Source organism: Streptomyces sp. NBC_00576 (genome assembly GCF_036345175.1).
Taxonomy (GTDB): domain Bacteria; phylum Actinomycetota; class Actinomycetes; order Streptomycetales; family Streptomycetaceae; genus Streptomyces.
The window spans coordinates 319,696-340,644 of record NZ_CP107780.1 but is presented as its reverse complement, the minus strand read 5'-3'; the positions used below and the strand labels follow the sequence as shown (position 1 = coordinate 340,644).

Here is a 20,949-nt window from a genome sequence, read left to right as displayed (position 1 = left end):
CCTCCTCTCGTGGAGCACCGGGCAGTTCCCGGTGTGCCGCCCATGGTGAGTGGCGGACACAGGGAGCGGCAACCGAATAAAGCCGGGGCGGTTTTCGGGCTCGGCCAACTGGTACTGGCGCCGGGCCCGGTCGGCCGCATAGTCCGCTCGTTCCAGACGCTGCTGCTGATCACACTTGGGACCGAGGCCGCCATGGCCGGCTTCCGGGGCCGCTCCACACTCGCCACCAGACTGGTCAACGAGCTGGTCGAAGCCACGGACCGAAAGATCCTGATCAAGACCATCGCCCACCACGGACGCGTCGATCTTCCCTGCAGAGACGACTCGGCTACATGGAGCCGCACCGTACGGGCGCTGAGCTGCTGTTCCAAGTGCTGACGGAACGTGAGGAGAAGAACAGCGTCGCCACCTCCTCCAATGAGTCGTTCGGCAAAGCGCACATGTTCCGCCGAACCTGTGCGAAGTGGTGCCGACGTTTCACAGGTTCCGCCTGCGCTCGGCGGTCCGGTGGTGCAGTACGGAGGACGGCTCTGGCATGCTGTTCCCATGCAGCGATTCAGAAAGGACGATGCCGCGTAGACGGCCGTCACAGCTCCGCGCCGCTAGCCGTTTCTCCAGGCAGCAGTCGCATGGAGCGTCAGAACCTGGGTTCGCGCGCGGCTCCGGCAAGTTCGCAGCCGCAGCCGCTCGTCTTGAACGAGACCGGCTGTGGCCCGGCGCGATAGCTCAAGCCCTTCGGCAGTGGTCACGGATAGCCCATCGTCCGGGGCTTGCCCTTTCGGGTGGTTGCGGATGCTCGCTATGCAGTCCCTTCCATACGACCGATGAACGCGCAGTCCTCGAACTCGCCCTCCACGCTCTGCCTCCGCGAGTTGCCCGTGAACTGCGAGGCATGGTCGAACCGCTCGATGAGCTCTATATCGCCGGCAGTTGGCCAGACCCGACTGCTTCACCGGACGACGGTTGGTGGGCACGCCGCTGTTGGGGGTGACAGCTGGACGTCACGGGGCCGCCGTGTGTTCGTTCCTGCTGGCGATCCGGAAATCACGATACTCGTCGCGGATGATGCCCTGGTTGACCCAGCGGTCGGGGATTACGCCCGGTTCGCTGCAGGCCCGGTTGACAGCCTCCTCCGGAGCCGAAACGGTGGCGATCTGCTTGCCCCAGGTCTTGTCATCGGGTTCCAGGGGCGGAAACTCCGAGATGGCGTCGAAGGTGTCGGTGCCCGCGTCTTGGATTTCACTCAGATAGATCGAGACGCCTTCGGGGTCCATGCCGAGGGCAGCGGCGACGAGCTTGGGGTGAGGGTATTCACCAGGTCTGCCAGGCGGGATGTTCGGTGCGTTCACGTCCTCGCAGGAGTGAGTCGGAGAACGCCTGGACATGGGGTCGAAGTGGGGGCGGGGTTGCTTCGATGCGGCGTCGGCTGCGGTCGGCCACGAGCCGGTTGGCATGGTCGGCAGGCAGGCAGGCAGGCAGGTCGGCGTTGAGCGTGGCGCGGTCGGTCGTCCAGGCCCCGGCCGCCTTCGCGTGGAGGCCGGCGACCCGGGGATCGGCGGCGGTGCGCTTGCGGACCTCGCCGGACGACTCACCCGTACGTGGGTCACAAGATCACACGGACCCTGATCCTTACTCCATGACGAAGGGCGTGTATCCGACCGGGACCTCGTTCACCTGAAGGTCAGCGAAGACCAAGGTCAGGTTGTGCGCGTTGGTCTCAATGCGTACCTCATGGAAGTCAATCCCGACGGCGTTCGACCAGAGGCGAGTCGCCTCCGACTCGGGGAGAAGCTTGGCTCCCGGGTACAGGGCATGCCACTTCACGCCCCAGACGTATCCGTCAAGGTCGGCACCGGTTTCGTGGTCGATGAGCCGGTCGTCCAAAGAGACCCGCCAGGTCTCCGCCGACACTGAGGTCTCACACTGGGCTTCGACGCAGTACCGAAAGAGATACCGCAGGTGGGATGGCGTGACGCCGGTACGGGGATCAGCCGTCGCGCAGACGATGACCTCGTAGTCACGCATGTAGTTGGCGTATCCGTGATGCACGAGAGCGTGATCGAAGGTCTCGTCCAGCATCTGTTCAAGCACGGCGGTATCCATGCCGCCCTTCTACCTCACTCGGCCAAACCGTCGACAACGAGATACACGGGTGTCAGCGCCGTCGCCTCAAAAATCGACCGGACATGTCCTGGCCGTCGATCACTGCCGGGCTGCAACGGGTCCCCGGCCTCAGGCGGTCCGGACTGCCGCCGCGGCCGGGGCCTGGGCGAGCCGTCCCCGGATCGGCCCCGGAGTCTCCCGTTCATCCCTCCAGCGTGATGGACAGGATCGCTCCGATGAAGCCTTCGGTGGCCATCTGGGAGCCGTGCCAGGTCTCCCCGGACTCCTGCTTGGTCCCGTACATCTTGAAGTAGAACAGGGGGTCGCCGCCGGAGGCGGTGGCGTTGCCGACGCCTGGGTCGCGCCGGGCGTAGTTCTCCATGGTGATGTAGTCGTTGCCGCTGGTCGCCACGGTGGCACCGAAGTGGTACTCGAAGGTGCTGTTCCTGTCCCGCGACGCCTCCTGATCGGCGTCGCCGTAGCCGACCGTCACCAGGGCGGAGCCGGGCGGCGGGGGCGGCAGGAACTCGTTGAGGCCCAACTCGTGCAGGGCCTGGTCCAGTTCGGCCGAGTTGGCCGCCTTCAGGTCCTGGAAGGCGCGGCTCATGTTCTGGGAGTAGGCCAGGTATGCCTTCTGGTCCCCGTCCACTCCCTTCTGGAAGGCGTCCTTGACGCCGTCCAGATGCTCGCTGCCGCTGTCCTCGACGATGTCGAGGACCCGGGCCAGGAAGTTCTCCCAGGCGCCGATCCCCTGGGCCGAGATCCCCTTCTTGCCGGTGACGAACTCCGCCATCTCGTTGCAGCGTTGCGGGGTGAGGATCGACAGTCCGGTCGCCTTCTTCGTCATGCCCAACGCTCCGGCCATACCGGTCTTCTTCGTCTCCACCACGGGCTTGACCTGGTAGAGCCGCAGTTCCCCGGTCTCGCCCTGCACGTGCAGGTAGCGGGTGCCGCGGCGGAACCGTACGCGACCGGCGAGCGCGGCGTTGGCCGCCTGGATATGGGCGTCGGTGGCGAAGAAGACCTTCGACTCGCCCGGTCCGTGCTCGATCGCGAGGTCCAAGCCGTCCGAGAGGCGCAGCGGGACACTGCCATTGAACGCGACGTTGGCGGTGCGCGCCTGCGTGTCGGAGAAGTAGCTCCCGCCCGCTTCTTGTTGGCTGGGGAAGAAGTGGTCGTCGCTTTCGGCGCTCTTGTTCGAACCGATGGACGCACGGCGGTGCTTGGACGGGTAGTTCTCCGTGCCGGGGTCGATCTCGACGTAGCGCTGGACGGGGGCCCGTTTGCCGCCGTGCGCCGGGGCGGCCCCGGCGGCGCCCGCGTCCGCCGCGTGCCCAGGACCTGGGGAGTGGCTGCCGCCCGCCATGACGCGGTGGGCGTTGGCCTCGGCCTCCCGCTCGAACCGGTCACAGGGGTCGCTCACGCTCAGGCCCTGGCCGGAGTCCGTGCCGGAGACGGGGCCGGAGCGCTGCTGGATGACATGAGTGAGCTCGTGGGCGAGAGTGTGCTTGTCCGAGCCGTTCTCGCCGATGACGATGTGCCGGCCGGAGGTGTACGCGCGGGCGCCGATCTCCGTCGCCGAGCGCTGGGCGGCGGCGTCCGCGTGCACGCGGACGTTACCGAAGTCGGCGCCGCCGAAGCGGGTTTCCATCTCGGCGCGGACACCGGGGTCCAGCGGCCGACCTGAGGAGTGCAGCACGTCGTGGACGCCGGACCGCCTCTGCACGGAGGGCTCCTGAGCGTTCTCGACGCGGTGCTCGCGCTCCTCCCCTGACAGCAAGCGGGCCACGGCCGCGTTTCCCACGGTGCGTTGCAGCGCTCGTAGGGAATCCGGGGTCAGCCGTCCGGCTGGGGCCCGCACCGGGACGGCAGGGCCAGCGGCCGACCGGCGAGGCCGGACCGACGCCTTGCCGGTTGCGCTGTCTGACTCCTCGTGTTTACGCACGGTGCTCCTTCGCCGGAGGACGGTGAACGTGCCTCTCGCCACAGTCTGTCCACGCACCCCGGCGCGGCGGAAGAGTCGGAAGGGCACCCGTGGGGCAGCTTCTGCCCGGGCCGGGGGCACCCGGGACCGAGTGGACCGGCTGGGTCGCCGTGCACGCGGACGCGGAAGCAGCCACTGCCGATTGGACGGCGACATGCTCGCCCGACTGCTCGCCGATCACCGTGGCCCGACCAGCCTCTACTACCTGCACGTGCCGTTCGAGCAGACCCTGGCCCGCCACGCCACCAAACCGTGGGCGGGACGGGCGGCGCGGACGCAGCCGGGGATCGGGGCGCGCTCAGCCGGCTGCGCGTCGGCCGGGCCGCCGCGCAGAGCTACGTCGTAGTGTCCTTCCGCCCAGTCGATGCCGCAGAAGATCGCGCTCAGTTTCTCTACCTCCGTGCCAACGTGGGGTTTCACTTCCCAGGCGGAGCACGCGGCGCTCCAATAGAAGTGCTCGGGGCACGCCATCCCATGAGCCGTTCGTGTCTGCAGCGACCGGCAGGGACCTCGGCCTGCTGAAGAGCTCTCGGGCTCGCGAACTGCTGAGAGGACGGCCCCTGCCAGCGGGCTGGCGACATGAAACCTGTGATGTCCTCGCTCCTGCCGGGCGGGGCCGGTCTTTGACAAGAGATCGAGTCCCGGAACTACCGAAGGTCTCGACCGACAGGGCGAGGGGCGAGGCGGAGTCGGTCCGACCACGGGAATCCAGTCCCGGAACCCGGAACGGGGGCAGGCTTCCACCTCGCACAGCGGGCCCTTGCACTCTCGCGCTCAGGCTCACCGATGAGCTATTAGAACTACTGGTACTCCGCCAATCACCAGGTCGTCACCGACGCCGACACCCGCCTGATCGTCGTGGTCGGGTGCCCCGTTTGGTGGTGAAGCTCCTGGTGCAGCTCGGGGTGGTGGCGGTTACGGGGCTGCTGAATCTGCCGCTGCCCCGCGTGGTCAGCTGAGCTGCGGGTGGTCGGCCGAGAGCTGGGCGGGACCAGCCGTGCCCGGTACGGCAGCAGGGTCCGGACCGCGTGTCGCGGTCCGGACCCTGCCCGTGCGGTGCCGCCCTGCGGTGGCGGTGCGTCAGCTCTGGGCGGTGTCGTCGCCCGCCTGCCCGGCGCCCTCGGCCGCGCCTGCCTTCTCGCGCATCTTGCGCACCAGCTCCGCCTTCCGGTCGGCTGCACCCTGGCGGTCGAGGTTGCGGTGCGGACCGTTGTTCTGCCGTTCGGCGCGGGACAGCTTCTTGCGCTGGCCGCCGCCCATGCCCACGGGGTTGTTGATGTTCTTGCTCACGGTCACGGGTTCTCCGGTAATGATGTGAAGTGATCTACGGGTCCATCGATGGGGGACGGGCGGCGACGTCGAAGGACGTCAGCAGCGGCCCATCATGTTCTCACTCGTAAATCGGCGTCTGGAAGAACATGACAAAGACGTTACCCGGTCCCGTCGGCCCCGCACACCAACCTTTCGCCCCCGGCGTCGGCCGGGCCTTCTGCGAGCGCCTGGGGTCAGCTGTTTCCTTCCGGGAATCGCGGCACAGCCGGCACCCACCCGGTGGTCTCCGCCTGCCCGGGGCAGGTCCAGCTGGGCGTTGCTGGGCCGCCGAGGACGTTGTCGGACGATTGCGGCCTCCAGTCCCGGCGGCGTCGACTTCCACCACCAGCTCGGGTTCCACCACCAGCTCGGGTTCCACCAGCGTGACGACCAGCTTTTCCTGGCCGCCACACCCGGCAGAGAACGACCAGCCTGTCCACGGATGACCGCCCCGTCCCGGAGCGAGTAGGCCGGCGACCGCAGCACCTGCCGCCTGAGCGAGGGTGGTGGTGCGGCCGCCGTACTGAAGGTGCCCTTGAGCGTTGTACCTTGCCGAGCAGCAGCGTGCGGGGAGTGCCCAGAGGGCCGGTCACGGTCACTGCGCCGACGATCGCCTCGCTCGTCTCGCGGACCTTGTATTTCTGCCAACCCCTCACCGACGGGCGGTAGGCGTCTTCCAGCCTCTTGAAGACGACGCCTTGTGCACAGAAAGTCATTGACCATATTCCTACCGTCGTGATCGTGAACGGGGTGGCGGGTACGGGCCACCGCGGAGGACGTGCAAGTCCCACCGGACGGGGTGGGGTTCGACGCGAGGCTGCTGGAGGCGGTCAGTGCGGTCGCCGTGGGCGAGACGGTCCCGGAATCCGGCCGGCACGCTGTGGTCGAAGCCAGGTCGTCCAGCTCTGTCAGAAGGCGAACAGCGCCATGGCCGGCAGCAGCAGGAGCAGTTGCAGCCACACGAGCCATCGTCGAGGCAGGCACAACGCCAGCAGTCCGAGAAGTCCGGAGGCGGCGAAGAGCGTAAGCCCCAGCGGCCAGTGGGTGGTCCAGTCGGCGCCGGAATGGGCGTACTGGTCCGCGCAGTAGAGCCAGATCAGGGCGGCGAGCACGAAAGAGACGGGGAGCAGGCCGAGACCGAAACCGGCCCGGATCCGTATGCGGCGGCTTTCCTGCGCGGACCGCGTACGAGGGGCGGCGACAGGGGCGCTGGTATTCACATCTGTCCTGTCCTGGTGGCCCGGGCGGGGCGGCTCGCCGCCATCCTCCGGCGGGGGTGGCCGAGGGCGCCGTATGAGGGCCGCCGATGTGCGCGACACGCCCGGAGCGGGGTGTCTTCTCACGGGAGAGACTAACAACGGCCGCTGGTCACCCCTGCGGCGGACGACGGCAGCGGTAGGCGGGATGCCGGGCGGCCGTTCATCCGGCGCGATGTGGTGGGGACCCGGCGCCGGTCCGTCCTGGTGGGGTCAGTACGCGGAAAGGTCAGGTCACGAACCGCGCTGGACACGCTCCAGGGCGAGGGCGGCGGACCGGCGCGTCGGCTGCGACGGGTCCGGGAGCTGGCCTGCCCCTTGGCCGGGCTGCTGGTTCCAGCCCAGAATGCGGCTGCCGATCGTGCTCAGTTCCTCGCTGCTGGGCGGGACGTCGATGTAGAACAGCGCCTCGTAGGGCCGCTTGTCGTCGCCTCCCCACCGCACCGCGCCGTCGCATTCGGCGAGGATGTCCCGGATGACGGCCAGCTGCGGCGCGAAGAAGCCCCCGGATATGCCCTCCGGGTACCAGCCGCTGCGGATCGAGACCGCGGTCCCCGAGGCTTGGTTGCTCTGCGGGGAGGAGAGGCTGGTGCTGCCCAGCTTCCTGAAGCCCACCACGTCGCCGGTCCGCAGGGCGTCGATCTCGTAATGAAAACGGCGCACCACGTAGACGAGGACCGCGGCAACGTCCCCGGTCCGTACCTCCACCGAGAGATTGCTGCCGTTGACGGCTCTGGACCATATGGTGCCGCCGTCGTTGGCCTTCGCCTCCGTTGCCCAGCCGTTGGCGCTGACCGGGGTCTTCCTCGGCGTCGGGTGTTCGTCGGTAGGTGTGGGCGGCCGGGTGGCTTTCACCGTCCTGCCCTTGCTGGCGGCCATCGCCGGGACCTGCCCCGCCCAGCCGGACAGGGCCGTACCGGCCAGCACCCCGGTGCCGGTCGTCAGAACGGACCGGCGGGTCGGGCGCCGGGCGGTCTTCTTCGCGTTCCCATGCTGTTCGGACATCGGATCTCCAGTCATTTCCGCACTCTTTTCCACTCGCTCGGCATGGGTCACAGGTTTCGGGCAGGCGCGTTGTACTTTTCGAACGTCTGGTAGACGCTCAGGTTTTGGACCCCGTACTCCGTCGCATCGGCGCCGGTGCCGTTGTAGCGTGCGAGGACGGCCTGTGTTTCAGTGTCCGTATAATCCAGGCCGGGAATGCGCTGACCGATGGAATGCGCATCGGATATGTGGACGAGGGCCACAGTGGTGATGTTGTACTCGTTGTTCGTGTACAGATTGTTCCAGACGGTTTCCATTGTGTGCCAGTCCGACGCATCGAGCGTCGCCTCGTTGGTGATTCCCGCCGAGGAGCAGTAATTGCGGGCACTGATGGCGGTGGCGGCGAAAATCTGACCCAGCCCTGCACTGGCGTCCTCCCTGGAACCGACCGGCATTTCCGGGACCGGCGTGATGAGCTGCTGCCAGACGGGCATGTTGTTCCATGCCTCCATTTGCTCCATGTAGCTGTAGTACTCCTGGACAAGGGTGTTCGCGACATCGTCCAGATAGGTGTACTTCCGGTATTCCCAGAAGATCGGAACCTGGATGAGAGACTTGCGCATTTTCAGCGAGCGGGCGAGTCCGGTGATGTAGGAGTCGTACTGGAGAACGACGTTCAGGGCGTCCTCCGTCGAATGATTGGTGTACCAGGTGGTCTCGTCCACACCCAGGGACTGCATGGTCGCCCGAATGTCGGCGAGCAGTGCGTCACGGTTTGCCGTGTCGAACGCGACGTCCAGCTTCTGGGTGGGGACGGGATCGAAGGTGTTCTGCCCACTGTCCCGGTCGGAGGAGATGTCGTTGTCGATCTGGATGGCACCGGTTCCCGACCCGACGGAGATCGTGGAAATCTGATCGAAGGCCCAGTCCTCCGGCATCGAGAAGCCGAGATTTCCGCTGAATCCGGTCGACATGTCCGAGACGAAGCTCGCGGAGGTCGCACCGGAGGCGGCGACGCGGCTGCAGATGTTTCTCGGCCCGTAGACGCCGATTTTGTAGCCGGCGGCATACTGGTCGAAGCGCTCCTGGATTCCCTGGAAATGCGGAATGATGTTGCTGGTGACATCGGCGTCGAGTGCGTCGTAGTCCACCGCGAAGTAGATCCGCGTCCCTCTCTTGAAGCCGTAACCCTGGGCTGCGTCGATGGCGGCCGACGCGTCCGCCACCCCCTGGCTGTGGTTGAAGTAGCTGACCGAGCCGCCGTAGGTCTGGTAGATCGGGAATACTCGCAGGCCGGCGCCCGCGATGGTGTCCAACTCCCCGGCCTGGATCTTCTTGTTGAGGGTGGTGCCCGCGACATTGGTCAGGTATCTGCCGATGATCGAATATCCGGACGCCTTGAGCGCTGCTGCGCGGTCGGCGGTGACCTCGGTGACGCAGTCGCAGGCGGTGCCCGAGCGGCTCGGGTCTCCGGTGCTGACCAGCAGGGAGGCCCAGGTCTGGAAGTTTCCGGTGCCGGTGACGGGAAGCCGCATGAAACTCTGGAAGTTCGCGACCGCGTCTGCCAGATCCGATCCGAAGGAACTGGCGAAAACTGCCCCCGAGCGCTTGTTGAATACCATGGCGGCAGTGAAGAGCTGAACGAAGGTGCCACTCGAACCGACCGACAGGGTATTGGCCTTCAAACCGGCCTGCGTCCCCGGCCCGAAGACGCCGTTCGCTGTGGCGTCGTCATAGCCGATGGCGAACTGGATCGCGAACATCAGCGCCTTCTGGACGTCCCGGGAGAAGTAGCCGTCGCAGGGGATGATGAAGAAATTTGCGCGGTTGATGTAACTCGCGTTCATCCACTGCTGGATCGCGCGCACCTGGTCGCTGCCGCCGCTGATAAGGACGTAGGGATCCATTGTCAGCAGCGCTTTGAAGACCTTGGGAGTGACACCGTTCCCAGGAAAGGTACTCGCGACGCCCATGTTGGCCTTGAGTTGGGTCACGCTGGAGCCGGTCGTCGAGTCGTACGACCCGGATATTCCGCTGCCGTCGTATCCCTTGCAGTAGAGGCCGGACTGGACGATGCGGTTGATGTTGGCGTTCCCGTTCGTCCCGTCGATGACCGGATAAAGCGAGGTGAGTTTGCCGAGCGTGGTCGGGCCGAAAGTATCGGACAGTGCGGTGATACCCAGCTCGTACTGGAGAGCCCGGGTCAGCGCGTACATGACGTCCCAGCCGGTTGTGCCGTCCTCGACAACCGTGGGTATTCCGGAGACCCCCGCGTAAGTGGTGTTGATGAATTTCTGCGCCTGCAGCACCATGGCGTCCATCGGTGTCCTTCCCCCCGGGTCCCGGCGTGGAGTCCTGGGCCGCCGGAAAGATCCAGCACAGTCCGTCCCCGCAGCTTTTCCTGAATTAGATCCTTGCAGATCCTGCAAGCGTTGATGCGTTCCAGTCCAGGAAATTTGCCCTACCTAGAGGCTATCGATATGTCCGAGTTGTTGGAGCATTGGAGAGATTTTTCGGATTTCGGTGCGGGTGAATCTCATTTACCCCAACGAGAAACGTGAGATGAGCCACAGAGATGCTGTGGAGATTCTGTGCGGCTACTCGCCCGGAAGGGCTTTGCTATTCCTGCTGGCCCGGCCGCGCCCGCCTGCGCCACAGAAGGCCACGTGGTTCTGGCGGTGGCGGGATGCCTGGGCGTAGCGGCCAGGCGTTCAACCGTCCTCGGGGGCGGCAGCGCCGCGCCCAGGCAGAGGACCTGTTTCCGGCATATTCCGGCTGGCCTCCAGTCTCGCCTGCCGACGCGGATCCCGTCCTGAGGTCGGGCGCGCGAGGGCTGCCGCCTCGGCTGGGTGCTGCCCGCGCTGTTCGATCGCCAGGAGGGCGGCGGTGACCGAGGCGCCGACCAGCAGCACATTCCCGGCCGGCGTCCACACGGACAGCCCCGGCCGGTCCGTGCTCCCGGCGCGGGCCGGGACGGCGAGCAGGCCCAGGACGGCGGCGGCCCAGCAGCAGGGGCGCCGGGCAGGAGGCGTCGTGCGGGCCCGATCCGCGGGCCCAGGCGGCCGGCGTGTGAGCAGCCCGCAGGGGCTGGCGTTCCGCGTCCGAGCCAGCACCCCGTGAAGCCGCCCATGTCGGCGGCCTCCTGGGGGCCGAGGTGCGACGCGTGGTGCAGGCCGCCGGCCGGTGATTCAGGCCGGGGTGCCCTGTTCATGGCGGGCGGTCCCGAGCCGGGCGCGGAGGGTGGCGGCGAAGTCTTCGGCGCGGGCCAGTTGGATGCGCAGGTCCTCGATTTTCTGGGCGGCGGCCTGCTCGTAGGTCTCTATCCGCTCCAGGAGTGCTTCCCGCTCGTCGATGCCGTCCGGCTCGTCGGAGTCGAGGCGGTCGGTGGCGTCCAGGAGGTCGCGCATTTCGTCCAGGGTGAAGCCGAGGGGCTTCATGCGGCGGATGACCATGAGGCGGGCGATGTCGGACTCTGTGTAGAGGCGGAAGCCGCCCTGCGAGCGGGCGGACGGGATGACCAGGCCGGTCTCTTCGTAGTGGCGGATGGTGCGCAGGGACAGCTCGGTCCGCGCGGCGACCTCGCCGATCTGCATGTGCTTGTCGTCCACGCCCGTGGTCCTGGCCCTTCCCGTTGTGGCGGGCCGCGTCCCGTGCGACCTCACCGACCTCTACTCTAACGTTAGGGTAGAGTTGCTGATGGCGAGGGCGGCCCGGCTGCCCCGTCATTGCCGTTCCGGGGCCGATGGCGCCCCCGGCGAAGATTCGATTCTTGCAGGAGAGAGCGTGCGCGAGCCCATGACGCTGATCGCCGCCGCCTGCCCGCCGTGACCCTTCGCCCCCGGATGTGAGCTGCCCGGCCGCGCTCCCGCGCCAGGCCCCGCCCTGCGTCCCTCCCTTTGACTTCCGGCCCGCCCTGCGGGTCGTCCGCAGGGTGCCGGCCCGGCTCCTGCGCGTCCTTCCCGCACGCCCCAGCCTGCTGATGGGGGGTGCCTGAGCACGACAGGTACGCATCTCCTTGTCTCCTTCCGCACTGTCCCCAGCCATGCGCCTACGCGGCCTGCGTCCCGACTGGCTGAACAATCCGAAGGTCTGGCGCACCGAGGTGCTGGCCGGCCTGGTCGTCGCCCTCGCCCTGATCCCCGAGTCGATCTCCTTCTCCATCATCGCCGGGGTCGACCCGGCGATCGGCCTGTTCGCCTCGTTCACCATGGCCGTGACGATCTCGATCGTCGGCGGCCGCCGCGCGATGATTTCCGCGGCGACCGGCGCCGTCGCCCTCGTGATCGCCCCGCTCAACCGTGAGCACGGCTTCGGCTACCTGGTCGCCGCCGTTATCCTCGCCGGCCTCATCCAGGTCGCCCTCGGCGCGCTGGGGGTGGCGAAGCTGATGCGTTTCGTGCCCCGCTCGGTGATGGTCGGCTTCGTCAACGCCCTCGCCATCCTGATCTTCATGGCGCAGGTCCCGGAGATGCACGACGTGCCCTGGCCCGTCTATCCGCTGATCATCGGCGGTCTCGCGCTGATGGTGTTCTTCCCGAAGGTCACCACGGTGATCCCGGCGCCGCTCGTCGCCATCGTCATCCTCACCGTGATCACGGTGGCAGCCGGGATCGCCGTGCCGACCGTGGGCGACAAGGGCGCGCTGCCGTCCTCCCTGCCCGTACCAGGCCTGCCCGACGTGCCGTTCACCATGGACACCCTCACCACCATCGCCCCCTACGCGTTCGCGATGGCACTGGTGGGCCTGATGGAATCGCTGATGACCGCCAAGCTCGTCGACGACATCACCGACACCCACTCCTCAAAGACCCGCGAGTCCATCGGCCAGGGCATCGCCAACATAGTCACCGGCTTCTTCGGCGGCATGGGCGGCTGCGCCATGATCGGCCAAACCATGATCAACGTGAAGGTGTCCGGGGCGCGCACCCGCCTCTCCACCTTCCTGGCGGGCTCATTCCTGATGGTGCTGTGCATCGTCTTCGGCCCGGTCGTCTCCGACATCCCGATGGCCGCCCTGGTCGCCGTGATGGTGATGGTGTCGTTCGCGACGTTCGACTGGCACTCCATCGCCCCCAAGACACTCAAGCGCATGCCGACGGGCGAGGTCGCCGTCATGGTCATCACGGTGGTCTGCGTGGTCGCCACCGACAACCTCGCCATCGGCGTCGTCGTGGGATCCATCACCGCGATGGTCATCTTCGCCAAGCGCGTCGCCCACCTCGCCAACGTCACCTCCGTCATCGACCCCGACCACGCCACGGTGGTGTACTCGGTGACCGGCGAGCTGTTCTTCGCCTCCTCCAACGACCTGGTCGGCCAGTTCAACTACGCCACCGACCCGGACAAGGTCGTCATCGACCTGAGCGCCGCCCATATCTGGGACGCCTCCTCCGTCGCCGCCCTGGACGCGATCGAGACCAAGTACGCCCAGCGCGGCAAGACCGTCGAGATCATCGGCCTCAACGACCCCAGCGCCGACCTCCACGGCAAGCTCACCGGCGAACTCACCAGCCACTGAAATCCCCGCTGCGATGGCCGCCTGGGAGACATCAGCTCTCCTCCGGCGGCCATCACTGGACCTACCCGCACCGGAGCAGCGCATCGACCCGGAGTCCTGGCAACTGCTGAGCCGGCTGGACAGCGAGGACGCAACCGGCGAGATCTACCGCTACGCCGTGGTCGGCCATGGCCCGAACCGAATCCCCGCTCGCCCGGACAAGCAGAACATCAACTTCCAGCAAGCCTCATGGCATCGGTTTCTTGTGCCGCTTGAGCAGTTCGGCGAAGAAGTCGGTGAGGTCCGGCTCTTCCCACTGCCAGGAACGCACATGGACACCCCCGGCGCTTCGCACCGGGGACTGCTCTCCAACGATCTACCACTGCCCTTGCCGCACGCCCGAGCGACATCAAAACCCACCGACATTCAGAAGCACGCAGACCCTCTACTGACATCGGAACTCAAGCGCTCCGAGCCTGCTGCCCGAGCCGTCGACGCCCCGCCGACTGGACCTTGTCGCTCGCTACCTGGCGAAAACATCCGTTGAGTAGATGGGGAAGTCGAAGCGGACGCTGGACCAGGAGCAATGCAGTGACTTTGCTGGTGACGCTGGTGGGGTCAGGGCGGCGGTGCGCAGAGCACGGGCGGCGATGTCGAGCCGGCCGAGCGCGGGGCTCGCGGGCCGCCACTGCAACCAGCCGGAACACGTCGAAGGAAGAACTTGAGTTTTACGTACGAAGACGAGGGACGGTCCGAGCAGGCCTGAGCTTCGGGGCAGGTGAGTTCCAGAACGGCAGCGGCCGTGCGTCCTACTCCTTCCTGAGGACGATGTCGAAGCGTGCCGACGTCCACGGCCCTTCCAGCTGGCGGCTGTCCGGTGTCGGCGTTCCCGGCCGGTGGCGGTCGAAGGGGCGCACCAGTGACTCCTTCACGCCGAATACGGAGTCGCTGTCCAGAGTGGGGTCGCCAGCGACGAACATGTGCGTGATGAGAGTGTGGAAGCCGGGTGCCGTCACCTTGAAGTGGAGGTGCGGTGCCCGCATCGGGGAACGTCCGGCGTGCTGGAGGAGCCGGCCGACGGGGCCGTCGTCGGGGATCGGGTACGGCGTGGGGGTGAGCGCCCAGAACCGGTAGCGGCCCTCGGTGTCGGCGAACAGGTGCGCGCGCCCGGCGAGGGCACCGTCGTCGTACTGGACGTCGTACATGCCGTCGTCGTCGGCCTCCCACACCTCGATGCGGGCCCCGGGGACCGGGTTGCCGTCGGTGTCCTTGACCGTGCCGGCGACCCACGACGGCTCGCCTTTCGCGCCGCCCGCGATGTCCCCGCCGAGGTCGATCTCGGGCGAGTCCTGGACGAAGAAGGGGCCGAGGACCGTGGACTCCGTCGACTCGCCGAGGCCCGGTTCGTTCACCGCGACGGTGAGCATGGAGATGCCGAGGACATCGGAGAGGAGGACGAACTCCTGGCGGGTGTCGGTCGTGATGTGACCGGCCGCGGTGAGGAACCCGATCGCCGCGGACCATTCGGCCTCGGTGAGCCGGGTCTCGCGCACGAACGCGTGGGCGTGCCGCACGAGCGCCTGCATGACCTCGCGGAACCGTTCGTCCTTGGCGGTGTCGAAGCTCGCGACGACGTTGTCGGTCAACTCCTGTTCAGTGGTCCCCCTTGTCCCAGTCCCAGTCCCAGTACCAGTCCCCGTCGTCCCGGTCCTGGTCGTCTCGGTCGTTTCAGTCATCGGGGTGGCTCTTTCGTACGGAGGGCGTTGGGCGGGACCGTCACCGGGGTGTCGCCCCGGTACGCGCGTCCCAGCAGGTCGCGCATCTCGTCGTGGGTGACCCGGCGCGGGTTGGAGTCCGGCACCTGTGGCATGACCAGGTCGGCGGCCCGGTCGAGTTCCTCCTCGGCGAGCCCCAACTCGCGTAGCGAATGCGGGGGGTCGAGCCGCGCGTAGAGGTCGAGCAACGCGGCGAACGGGTCGGTGTGTACGTCGAGCGCGGCTGCGAGGTGCCTGGCCGCGTCGGGTGCCACGGCCAGGTTGAGGCCGACCACATGTGGCAGGACCACCGAGTGCAGCGCGGCGTGTTCGAGGTCGTACGCGCCGCCCAGGACGTGGCACACCTTGTGGTGCAGCCCGGAGCCGGCGCCGGCGAAGGCGACCGCCCCGAGGTAGGTGCCGAAGAGGATGTCGCGGCGGGCGGCGACGTCCTGGCCGTCGGCGACGATGCGCGGCAGTGCGGACGCCAGCGAGCGGACGCCCTCGACGGCCAGCGCGGAGCTGATCGGGTTGTGCCGGGGCGCCCACCACGCGTCGACGCAGTGGGCGAGAGCGTTGAGGCCGGACGTCACCGACAGCCGGGTCGGCAGGGACAGCATGAGTGTGGCGTCGTAGACGACGACGCGGGGGAGCACTTTCGGGTCGACGCCGGTGCGCTTGTGGCCGTCCTCGGTGAGGCCCCAGACGGGGGTGGCCTCGGAGCCGGCGTAGGTGGTGGGGACGGCGAGGATCGGCAGTCCGGTGGTGAGCGCCGCCGCTTTGGCGGTGCCCGTCGTCGACCCTCCGCCGACGCTCAGCAGCAGGTCGGCCGCGTGTTCGCGGGCCGCGGCCCGCACGGCCTGCGCCACGTCGGCCGGTACGTGCGGCCGGACGCCGCCGAAGACCGCTACGACCGGTAGGTCCTTGCAGATGTCCTCGGCCAGGGCCCGCTCCCCGTCGGCCGCGATCACCAGGACCCGGCTTGCGCCAAGCCCCTTGACCGCGGCCGCCACGTCCTTGCGAACCGTGCCCGAGCCGAAGACGACCCGCTGGCCCCAGGACTCGTAGACGACCGGCGAAGGGGCGACGGTCATGCCTTCACCTCTCGCGCCCGGGGCACGGCACCCGCCGCGAACGCTCCGACGAGGGCGGGGACGGCGAAGGCGTAGAAAGCCCACTTGACGTCGGCGCCCGACGTGAGGACGAACGCGCCCAGGGACGGGCCGGCGATCGCGCCGAAGCGGCCGATGGACAGGGCCCAGGCGAGGCCGTTGCCGCGCACGGCGTCCGGATACCTGGTCACGATGAACGCGTTGCCGAGAATCTGCGAACCGATGAACCCGAACCCGCTGATGAACATGAGTACGAACATGACGGGCGTCGGCGGGCGGGTGCTCATCGCGATCAGGCTGACCGTGCCGACCAGGAACGCGACGACCACGACACGCTTGGCGCCGAGCGCGTCCGCGACCCGGCCGCCGACGATGGCGCCGACACCGACGCCCAACCACATCGCCGCCGTCTGCAGCAGCGCCGAGCCGAGGGAGAAGCCGGCGGCCTGCATGATGCTGGGCAGCCAGGTGCTGATGCCGAAGACGAGCAGGAGTCCGCAGAAGGACATGGCCCAGAAGAGCAGGGTCGAGACCGCGAGGCCGCCCGTGAGCAGCGATCCGAGGCCGAGCATGCGGCCCGGGTCCGAGGTCGGCGCGGCGTCCGACGGGACGAGGCCGTGCTGCTCCTCCACAGCTCTCGCCTCGGTGGCGCGGCCCGTGCGGTGGAGGTGGAACGGGCTCTCCGGGAGCCGGAGCACGAGAGGTACGGCCAGGAACACCGGGAGCACGCCGATGACGTACAGCCAGCGGTACGAGACGTCGGGGAGCAGGGCGGTGCCGAGCAGCGGGGAGAGCAGGGCGCCGGCCGCGTAGCCGCTCATGATCAGGGCGACGTTACGGCTGCGGCGGCCCGGCTCGCTCAGGTCGGCGACATAGGCGTTGATCGTAGGCAGTACGACACCGAGGCCGAGGCCGACGACAAGGCGTCCGGCGCCGAACGACGGGACGCCACCGGCGAACGTGCAGACCGCCATTCCGAGCGAGAACACGGTGGTGCCGGCGAGCAGGAGCCGACGCGGGCCGGTGCGGTGGAGCAGGGCTCCGGCGAGGGCCGCGCCGATCAGCATCCCGATGCCGACGAGGGAGCCGATGGTGCCGGCTTCGGCCTTGTCGATGCCGAGAGAGGGGTCGCCGAGGATCGCGGGGACGCTGACGCCGTACACGGCGAGGTCGTATCCCTCCAGGGACGCGACCACCCAGGCGGCGATCAGCATGAACGTGGTCGCGGATGCTCTGCGGACCTGCGGACGGACGGCGGACTGTGTGGTCATGGCCGGATCCCTTCTCCAGCTATGGCAGGAGCCTGTACGGGCTCGACTGCTGTGGCAAGTGTGGTCAGAAGTGCCGGTACGTCCGACAGGACGCCCGTGGTGCCGAGGATGTAGAAGTCGGGCCGCCACAGCACGGCTGCGCGGCCGGTCTCGTCGAACCAAGGCCCGTAGACGCCGCCGACATCGGTGACCCCCTCCGTGGTGTGGCGGCGGTCGGTGAGGTGGTGGACGGCCACGCCGAGACGCGCGGCGGCTTTCGTGGTCGAGGCGTCGAGCGAGGCACCGGTCCGGCCGTCGACGAGGAGTACGAATCCGCGGCCGAGGACCTCGTCGAAGAGCCCCTCGGTGCTGTGCGACTCCACCCGGCCCTGCGGCATCAGATGCCCGGCCTGCGGGGACTCGTCGCGCAGACCGGGGCCGAGGCCGGGGAAGCGCATCTTCTCGGGGCGCCCGTCCGCCTCGCGCAGGGCGATCAGTCGGGCGTCCCGCTCGGCGGCGGCCACCGGATCGCGCATGGTCTGTACCCGGCCCAGCTCGATGCCCTTGGCGATGATGGCCCGCACATGCGGTTCGCGTTCGCTCTGGTAGGTGTCGAGGAGCGCGTCGTCGGCGCCGCGCAGTACGACGTCGAGTTTGAAGGCGATGTTCTGGGCGTCGCGGATGCCCGAGCACATGCCCTGTCCGAGGAACGGCGGCATCTGATGGGCCGCGTCCCCGGCGAGCAGGACCCGGCCGCTGCGCCAGCGCTCCGCGACGAGCGAGCGGAACGTGTAGGTGGCGACGCGGACGAGTTCGGCCTGCGAGCGGTCGACGTAGCCGGCGACCCGTGCCCACACCCGGTCGGGCTCCCGCTCTGTGGGGAAGGAGTCCGCCGAGTCGAGCATGAAGCTGAACCGGTGGTGCCGGGGGCCCAGCGAGATGATCGACACCGGCTGCTTCGGGTCGCACACCTGACGGGCCTTGGGAATGTCGGTGGGGCCGGTCAGGCGGAAGTCGCAGACCATCCACGGCTCGGAGAACCCGTAGTCGTCCTGCCCGACGCCCAGCCAGGTGCGGGTGAAGCTGTTGCCGCCGTCGCAGGCGACGACATACCGGGCCGAGACGGCCGTGTCACTTCCCTCGACCTGGATGTCCACGCCGTGGTGCGTGCTCCGCAGGCCGGTGACCGGGGAGTCCATCCGGATCTCGACGTGTCCGAGACCGCGGACCAGGCCGTCGAGGGTGTCCTCCAGATAGGGCTGGTACATCATGTACCACTCGGCCCAGCCCTGGCCGCCGACGGCGGCGAAGTCGTGCTCGATGAGGAGCTCGCCCGCGCCGTTGCGCCATTCGTAGTTGCGCTGGACGTGCAGGGTGGGCAGCAGATCGCGGGAGATACCGAGGCGGTCGAAGGTCCGCATCGTCTCGTCGTCGAAGATGGCGGCGCGGGGAAGGTTGTAGAGGGTCGGGTAGCGCTCCAGCACGACCACGTCGTGGCCTGCCTGACCGAGCAGCGCCGCAGTGGCCATGCCGACGGGCCCGTACCCGATGACGGCGACGTCGTACACGTGCGTTCCCCTCCGCTCAGACACCCGCGAGCGCGGGTGTGGTGGCGAGGCCGAGGAGCTTCTCGGCGTTCTGGTGGCCGATCTTGAGCCGGTCGGCGTCGCTGATCGGGGCGTCCTGCAGGAACTTCGTGGCCGTCTCGATGTCCTCGAAGGGGTAGTCGGTGCCGAAGAGGATGTGGTCGGCGCCCACCGACAGCAGGGCGGTGAGCAGCGGGGCGGGGGAGCAGACGCCGCTGGTGGTGATGTAGAGGTTGTGCCGGATGTACTCCGAGGGGCGCTCGCGCTTGAGTTCGATGCCGTGGTGCGCGTGGAACTCCCAGCGGGAGTCCATGCGCCACATCACGTAGGGCAGTCCCTCTCCCATGTGGCCGAGGAGCAGCTTGGCGTTCGGGAAGTCGTCGAAGACGCCGCCGAAGATCAGTCGCAGGGCGTGGGTGGCGGTGTCGATCCCCCAGCTCCACATCGGTCCGACGAGTTCGGGGTGCCCGGAGAGCACGTGCGCGGTGTCGACGCCGTTGGCCGGGTGCAGATAGAGCGGTACGTCGAGGTGCTCGGCGCGTTCCCAGACGACGCGCAGGGCGGGGTCGTCCAGGTACCTGCCGTGGGTGTGCGCGTTGACGAGGGCGCCGCGCAGGCCGAGCTGGGTGACCGCGCGCTCCAGTTCGTCGGCCGCGGCCTTGGGGTCCTGGAGGGGCAGGGCGGCGAAGCCGGAGAAGCGGTCGGGGTGCTCGGCGATGACGCCGGTGAGGAAGTCGTTGACGGTGATCGCCTGACGTACGGCGGAGGCCGGGTCCTTCTCCGCCTGGAGGCCCGGGGAGTTGAGTGAGAGCACCTGCATGTCCAGGCCGGCGGCGTCCATGTCGTCGAGGCGTTCCTCGGTGAGGTCGAGGAGCCGCCGGGAGGCCTCGGCCCACGCATGGGGCTGGGCGATGGAGGCGGTGGAGGCGCCGTGGCCCACCAGGTCAGGGGTCACGAAGTGTTCTTCGAGGCCGATCAGCTTCATTGCGGAGTTCTCCTCGGAGGGATCTTGTATGCGGGATCTCGTACGCGGGCCTCGTTCTGCCGTTGAGGTCCTGTATGCAAGGCGGGGTGCGGCGGCGCCCGGCTCGGTGTGAGTGGCCGGGCGGATGGGATGCGCGGGTGTGTGCGCCGAAGGACGAGCGGCTCCGGGCGGCTGCGAGACGGGCCGCCGGTGGGGCGGGGCAGTCGGGGGAGGTGACCGCCACCGCTTCCGCAGTTCACCAGAACGTAACGCGTTCCGCAATAGTGAATGTAAGATCGGTTGTATCGGCCCTCTCGATAGGCTGACCGCGTTCATCCACCGGCAGGGGAGAAGGCTGCGCTGTGACCACGACTGACCCCAGGGAGAACGGGGAGCGGCAGGGCATCCAGTCCGTCGAGATGGCGATGAGGGTCCTGCTGGCGCTGGAGAGCGGCGGCGGTGCGCTGAGCCTGTCGGCGATCGCGCAGGCCAGTGGCATGCAGCCCAGCAAAGTGCACCGCTACCTCGTCAGCCTCGGCCGCATCGGTCTGACCTCGCAGGATCCCGCCTCGGGTCTCTACGACTTCGGGGCCGCCATGCGCCGTATGGGGGCCGAGTCGCTGCGCCGCACCAACGAGGTGGCGGTGGTGAGCGGTCATGCGACACAGCTCCGTGACCGCACCGGCCACTCGGTGAACCTCGCGGTGTGGGGGGACCGCGGCCCGATCGTGGTGAGCTGGGCGTACGGCACCCGCCCGCTGCCCCTGACGGTGCGCGTCGGCGCCACGCTTCCCCTGCTCACGTCGTCCGTGGGTCAGATCTTCCTGGCCCACCTGCCCGAGAGCCTCACCGGCGAGGTGCTGGGCGGAGAGCTCCACGGCAGGGAGGCGGAGTGGACGGGCGAGCGCCTCGCCGCCACCCGGGCGCGGATCCGCGACGATGGACACGTCGTGACGCACAGCGGCGTGATCCCGGGCATCATCTCGGTCGCCGCGCCCGTCTTCGCGGCAGGCGACCCGCTGCCGCTCGCCGTCTCCGTCGTGCTGCCCGAGAGCCTCGGTACACCGGACCACCTCGCCGAGGTGACCCGCGAACTGTGCGACACCGTGGCCGCGGCCTCGCGCGAGCTGGGTTACCTGTCATAGAGA

The 20,949-nt window shown here is 68.3% G+C and carries 17 protein-coding genes and 3 pseudogenes; 7 read left to right on the top strand and 13 right to left on the bottom strand.

The features are described from left to right. Positions 1–162: 162 nt before the first annotated feature. Positions 163–482: pseudogene (locus OG734_RS01460) on the top strand (ATP-binding protein); the annotation flags it as partial. Between the two features lie 519 nt (positions 483–1,001). Here OG734_RS01460 and OG734_RS01455 read toward each other — a convergent pair. From OG734_RS01455 to OG734_RS47830, 3 genes are all read right to left on the bottom strand, one after another. Beyond that, positions 1,002–1,349 carry a hypothetical protein gene (locus OG734_RS01455; RefSeq protein ID WP_330285618.1) on the bottom strand — a complete coding sequence of 116 codons (348 nt, stop codon included), beginning with the start codon at positions 1,347–1,349 and terminating at the stop codon, positions 1,002–1,004. A 280-nt stretch (positions 1,350–1,629) separates the two neighbouring features. Next, the gene (locus tag OG734_RS01450) at positions 1,630–2,103 is read right to left on the bottom strand and encodes a YxiG-like protein (protein WP_330285617.1); all 474 of its coding nucleotides are present in this window, start codon (positions 2,101–2,103) and stop codon (positions 1,630–1,632) included. A 202-nt stretch (positions 2,104–2,305) separates the two neighbouring features. Further along, on the bottom strand, positions 2,306–3,829 hold the full coding sequence (locus tag OG734_RS47830) for an eCIS core domain-containing protein (protein WP_443064814.1): 1,524 nt from the start codon (positions 3,827–3,829) through the stop codon (positions 2,306–2,308). Positions 3,830–4,235: 406 nt separating this feature from the next. On the opposite strand from OG734_RS47830, the pseudogene OG734_RS01440 reads away from it, so the two are divergent. Both OG734_RS01440 and OG734_RS01435 read left to right on the top strand, forming a co-directional pair. Continuing rightward, positions 4,236–4,349 (top strand): annotated as a pseudogene (locus OG734_RS01440) (kinase); the annotation flags it as partial. 536 nt (positions 4,350–4,885) lie between these two features. Further along, positions 4,886–4,963 (top strand): annotated as a pseudogene (locus tag OG734_RS01435) (IS5/IS1182 family transposase); the annotation flags it as partial. Between the two features lie 204 nt (positions 4,964–5,167). Here OG734_RS01435 and OG734_RS01430 read toward each other — a convergent pair. From OG734_RS01430 to OG734_RS01415, 4 genes are all read right to left on the bottom strand, one after another. Then, on the bottom strand, positions 5,168–5,383 hold the full coding sequence (locus OG734_RS01430; protein ID WP_180985858.1) for a DUF6243 family protein: 216 nt from the start codon (positions 5,381–5,383) through the stop codon (positions 5,168–5,170). 923 nt (positions 5,384–6,306) lie between these two features. After that, positions 6,307–6,618 (bottom strand): hypothetical protein, encoded by a 312-nt coding sequence (locus OG734_RS01425; RefSeq protein WP_330285616.1) that lies wholly within the window; start codon positions 6,616–6,618, stop codon positions 6,307–6,309. A 270-nt stretch (positions 6,619–6,888) separates the two neighbouring features. Continuing rightward, positions 6,889–7,659 (bottom strand): hypothetical protein, encoded by a 771-nt coding sequence (locus OG734_RS01420; protein ID WP_330285615.1) that lies wholly within the window; start codon positions 7,657–7,659, stop codon positions 6,889–6,891. 47 nt (positions 7,660–7,706) lie between these two features. Then, positions 7,707–9,959 (bottom strand): glycoside hydrolase domain-containing protein, encoded by a 2,253-nt coding sequence (locus OG734_RS01415; RefSeq protein ID WP_330285614.1) that lies wholly within the window; start codon positions 9,957–9,959, stop codon positions 7,707–7,709. Positions 9,960–10,524: 565 nt separating this feature from the next. Between OG734_RS01415 and OG734_RS01410 the strand changes: the two genes are divergently transcribed. Then, positions 10,525–10,758: a hypothetical protein gene (locus OG734_RS01410; protein WP_330285613.1), complete on the top strand. Its 234-nt coding sequence runs from the start codon at positions 10,525–10,527 to the stop codon at positions 10,756–10,758. Between the two features lie 68 nt (positions 10,759–10,826). On the opposite strand, the gene OG734_RS01405 is transcribed toward OG734_RS01410, so the two are convergent. Next, positions 10,827–11,246 (bottom strand): MerR family transcriptional regulator, encoded by a 420-nt coding sequence (locus OG734_RS01405; protein ID WP_330285612.1) that lies wholly within the window; start codon positions 11,244–11,246, stop codon positions 10,827–10,829. Positions 11,247–11,680: 434 nt separating this feature from the next. Between OG734_RS01405 and OG734_RS01400 the strand changes: the two genes are divergently transcribed. After that, positions 11,681–13,156 carry a SulP family inorganic anion transporter gene (locus OG734_RS01400; protein WP_330285611.1) on the top strand — a complete coding sequence of 492 codons (1,476 nt, stop codon included), beginning with the start codon at positions 11,681–11,683 and terminating at the stop codon, positions 13,154–13,156. Positions 13,157–13,169: 13 nt separating this feature from the next. Next, positions 13,170–13,682, top strand: a complete 513-nt coding sequence (locus OG734_RS01395) for a hypothetical protein (RefSeq protein ID WP_330285610.1) — start codon at positions 13,170–13,172, stop codon at positions 13,680–13,682. Between the two features lie 262 nt (positions 13,683–13,944). Here OG734_RS01395 and OG734_RS01390 read toward each other — a convergent pair whose 3' ends face one another. Genes OG734_RS01390 through OG734_RS01370 form a run of 5 tightly spaced genes read right to left on the bottom strand, consistent with a single transcriptional unit; the run spans position 13,945 to position 19,822 of the window. Next, entirely contained in the window at positions 13,945–14,871 is a 927-nt protein-coding gene (locus OG734_RS01390) for a dioxygenase family protein (RefSeq protein WP_443064813.1), read from the bottom strand. Continuing rightward, positions 14,868–15,983 (bottom strand): maleylacetate reductase, encoded by a 1,116-nt coding sequence (locus tag OG734_RS01385; protein WP_330285608.1) that lies wholly within the window; start codon positions 15,981–15,983, stop codon positions 14,868–14,870. Before OG734_RS01385 ends, OG734_RS01390 begins: the two co-directional genes overlap by 4 nt. Next, positions 15,980–17,272, bottom strand: coding sequence for an MFS transporter (locus tag OG734_RS01380; RefSeq protein ID WP_330285607.1), 1,293 nt, complete (start codon positions 17,270–17,272; stop codon positions 15,980–15,982). Before OG734_RS01380 ends, OG734_RS01385 begins: the two co-directional genes overlap by 4 nt. After that, positions 17,269–18,819, bottom strand: coding sequence for a bifunctional 3-(3-hydroxy-phenyl)propionate/3-hydroxycinnamic acid hydroxylase (locus OG734_RS01375; RefSeq protein WP_330285606.1), 1,551 nt, complete (start codon positions 18,817–18,819; stop codon positions 17,269–17,271). Before OG734_RS01375 ends, OG734_RS01380 begins: the two co-directional genes overlap by 4 nt. A 16-nt stretch (positions 18,820–18,835) precedes the next feature. Beyond that, positions 18,836–19,822 (bottom strand): amidohydrolase family protein, encoded by a 987-nt coding sequence (locus OG734_RS01370; RefSeq protein ID WP_330285605.1) that lies wholly within the window; start codon positions 19,820–19,822, stop codon positions 18,836–18,838. Between the two features lie 341 nt (positions 19,823–20,163). Between OG734_RS01370 and OG734_RS01365 the strand changes: the two genes are divergently transcribed. Then, positions 20,164–20,946, top strand: a complete 783-nt coding sequence (locus OG734_RS01365; protein ID WP_330285604.1) for an IclR family transcriptional regulator — start codon at positions 20,164–20,166, stop codon at positions 20,944–20,946. Positions 20,947–20,949 lie beyond the last annotated feature (3 nt).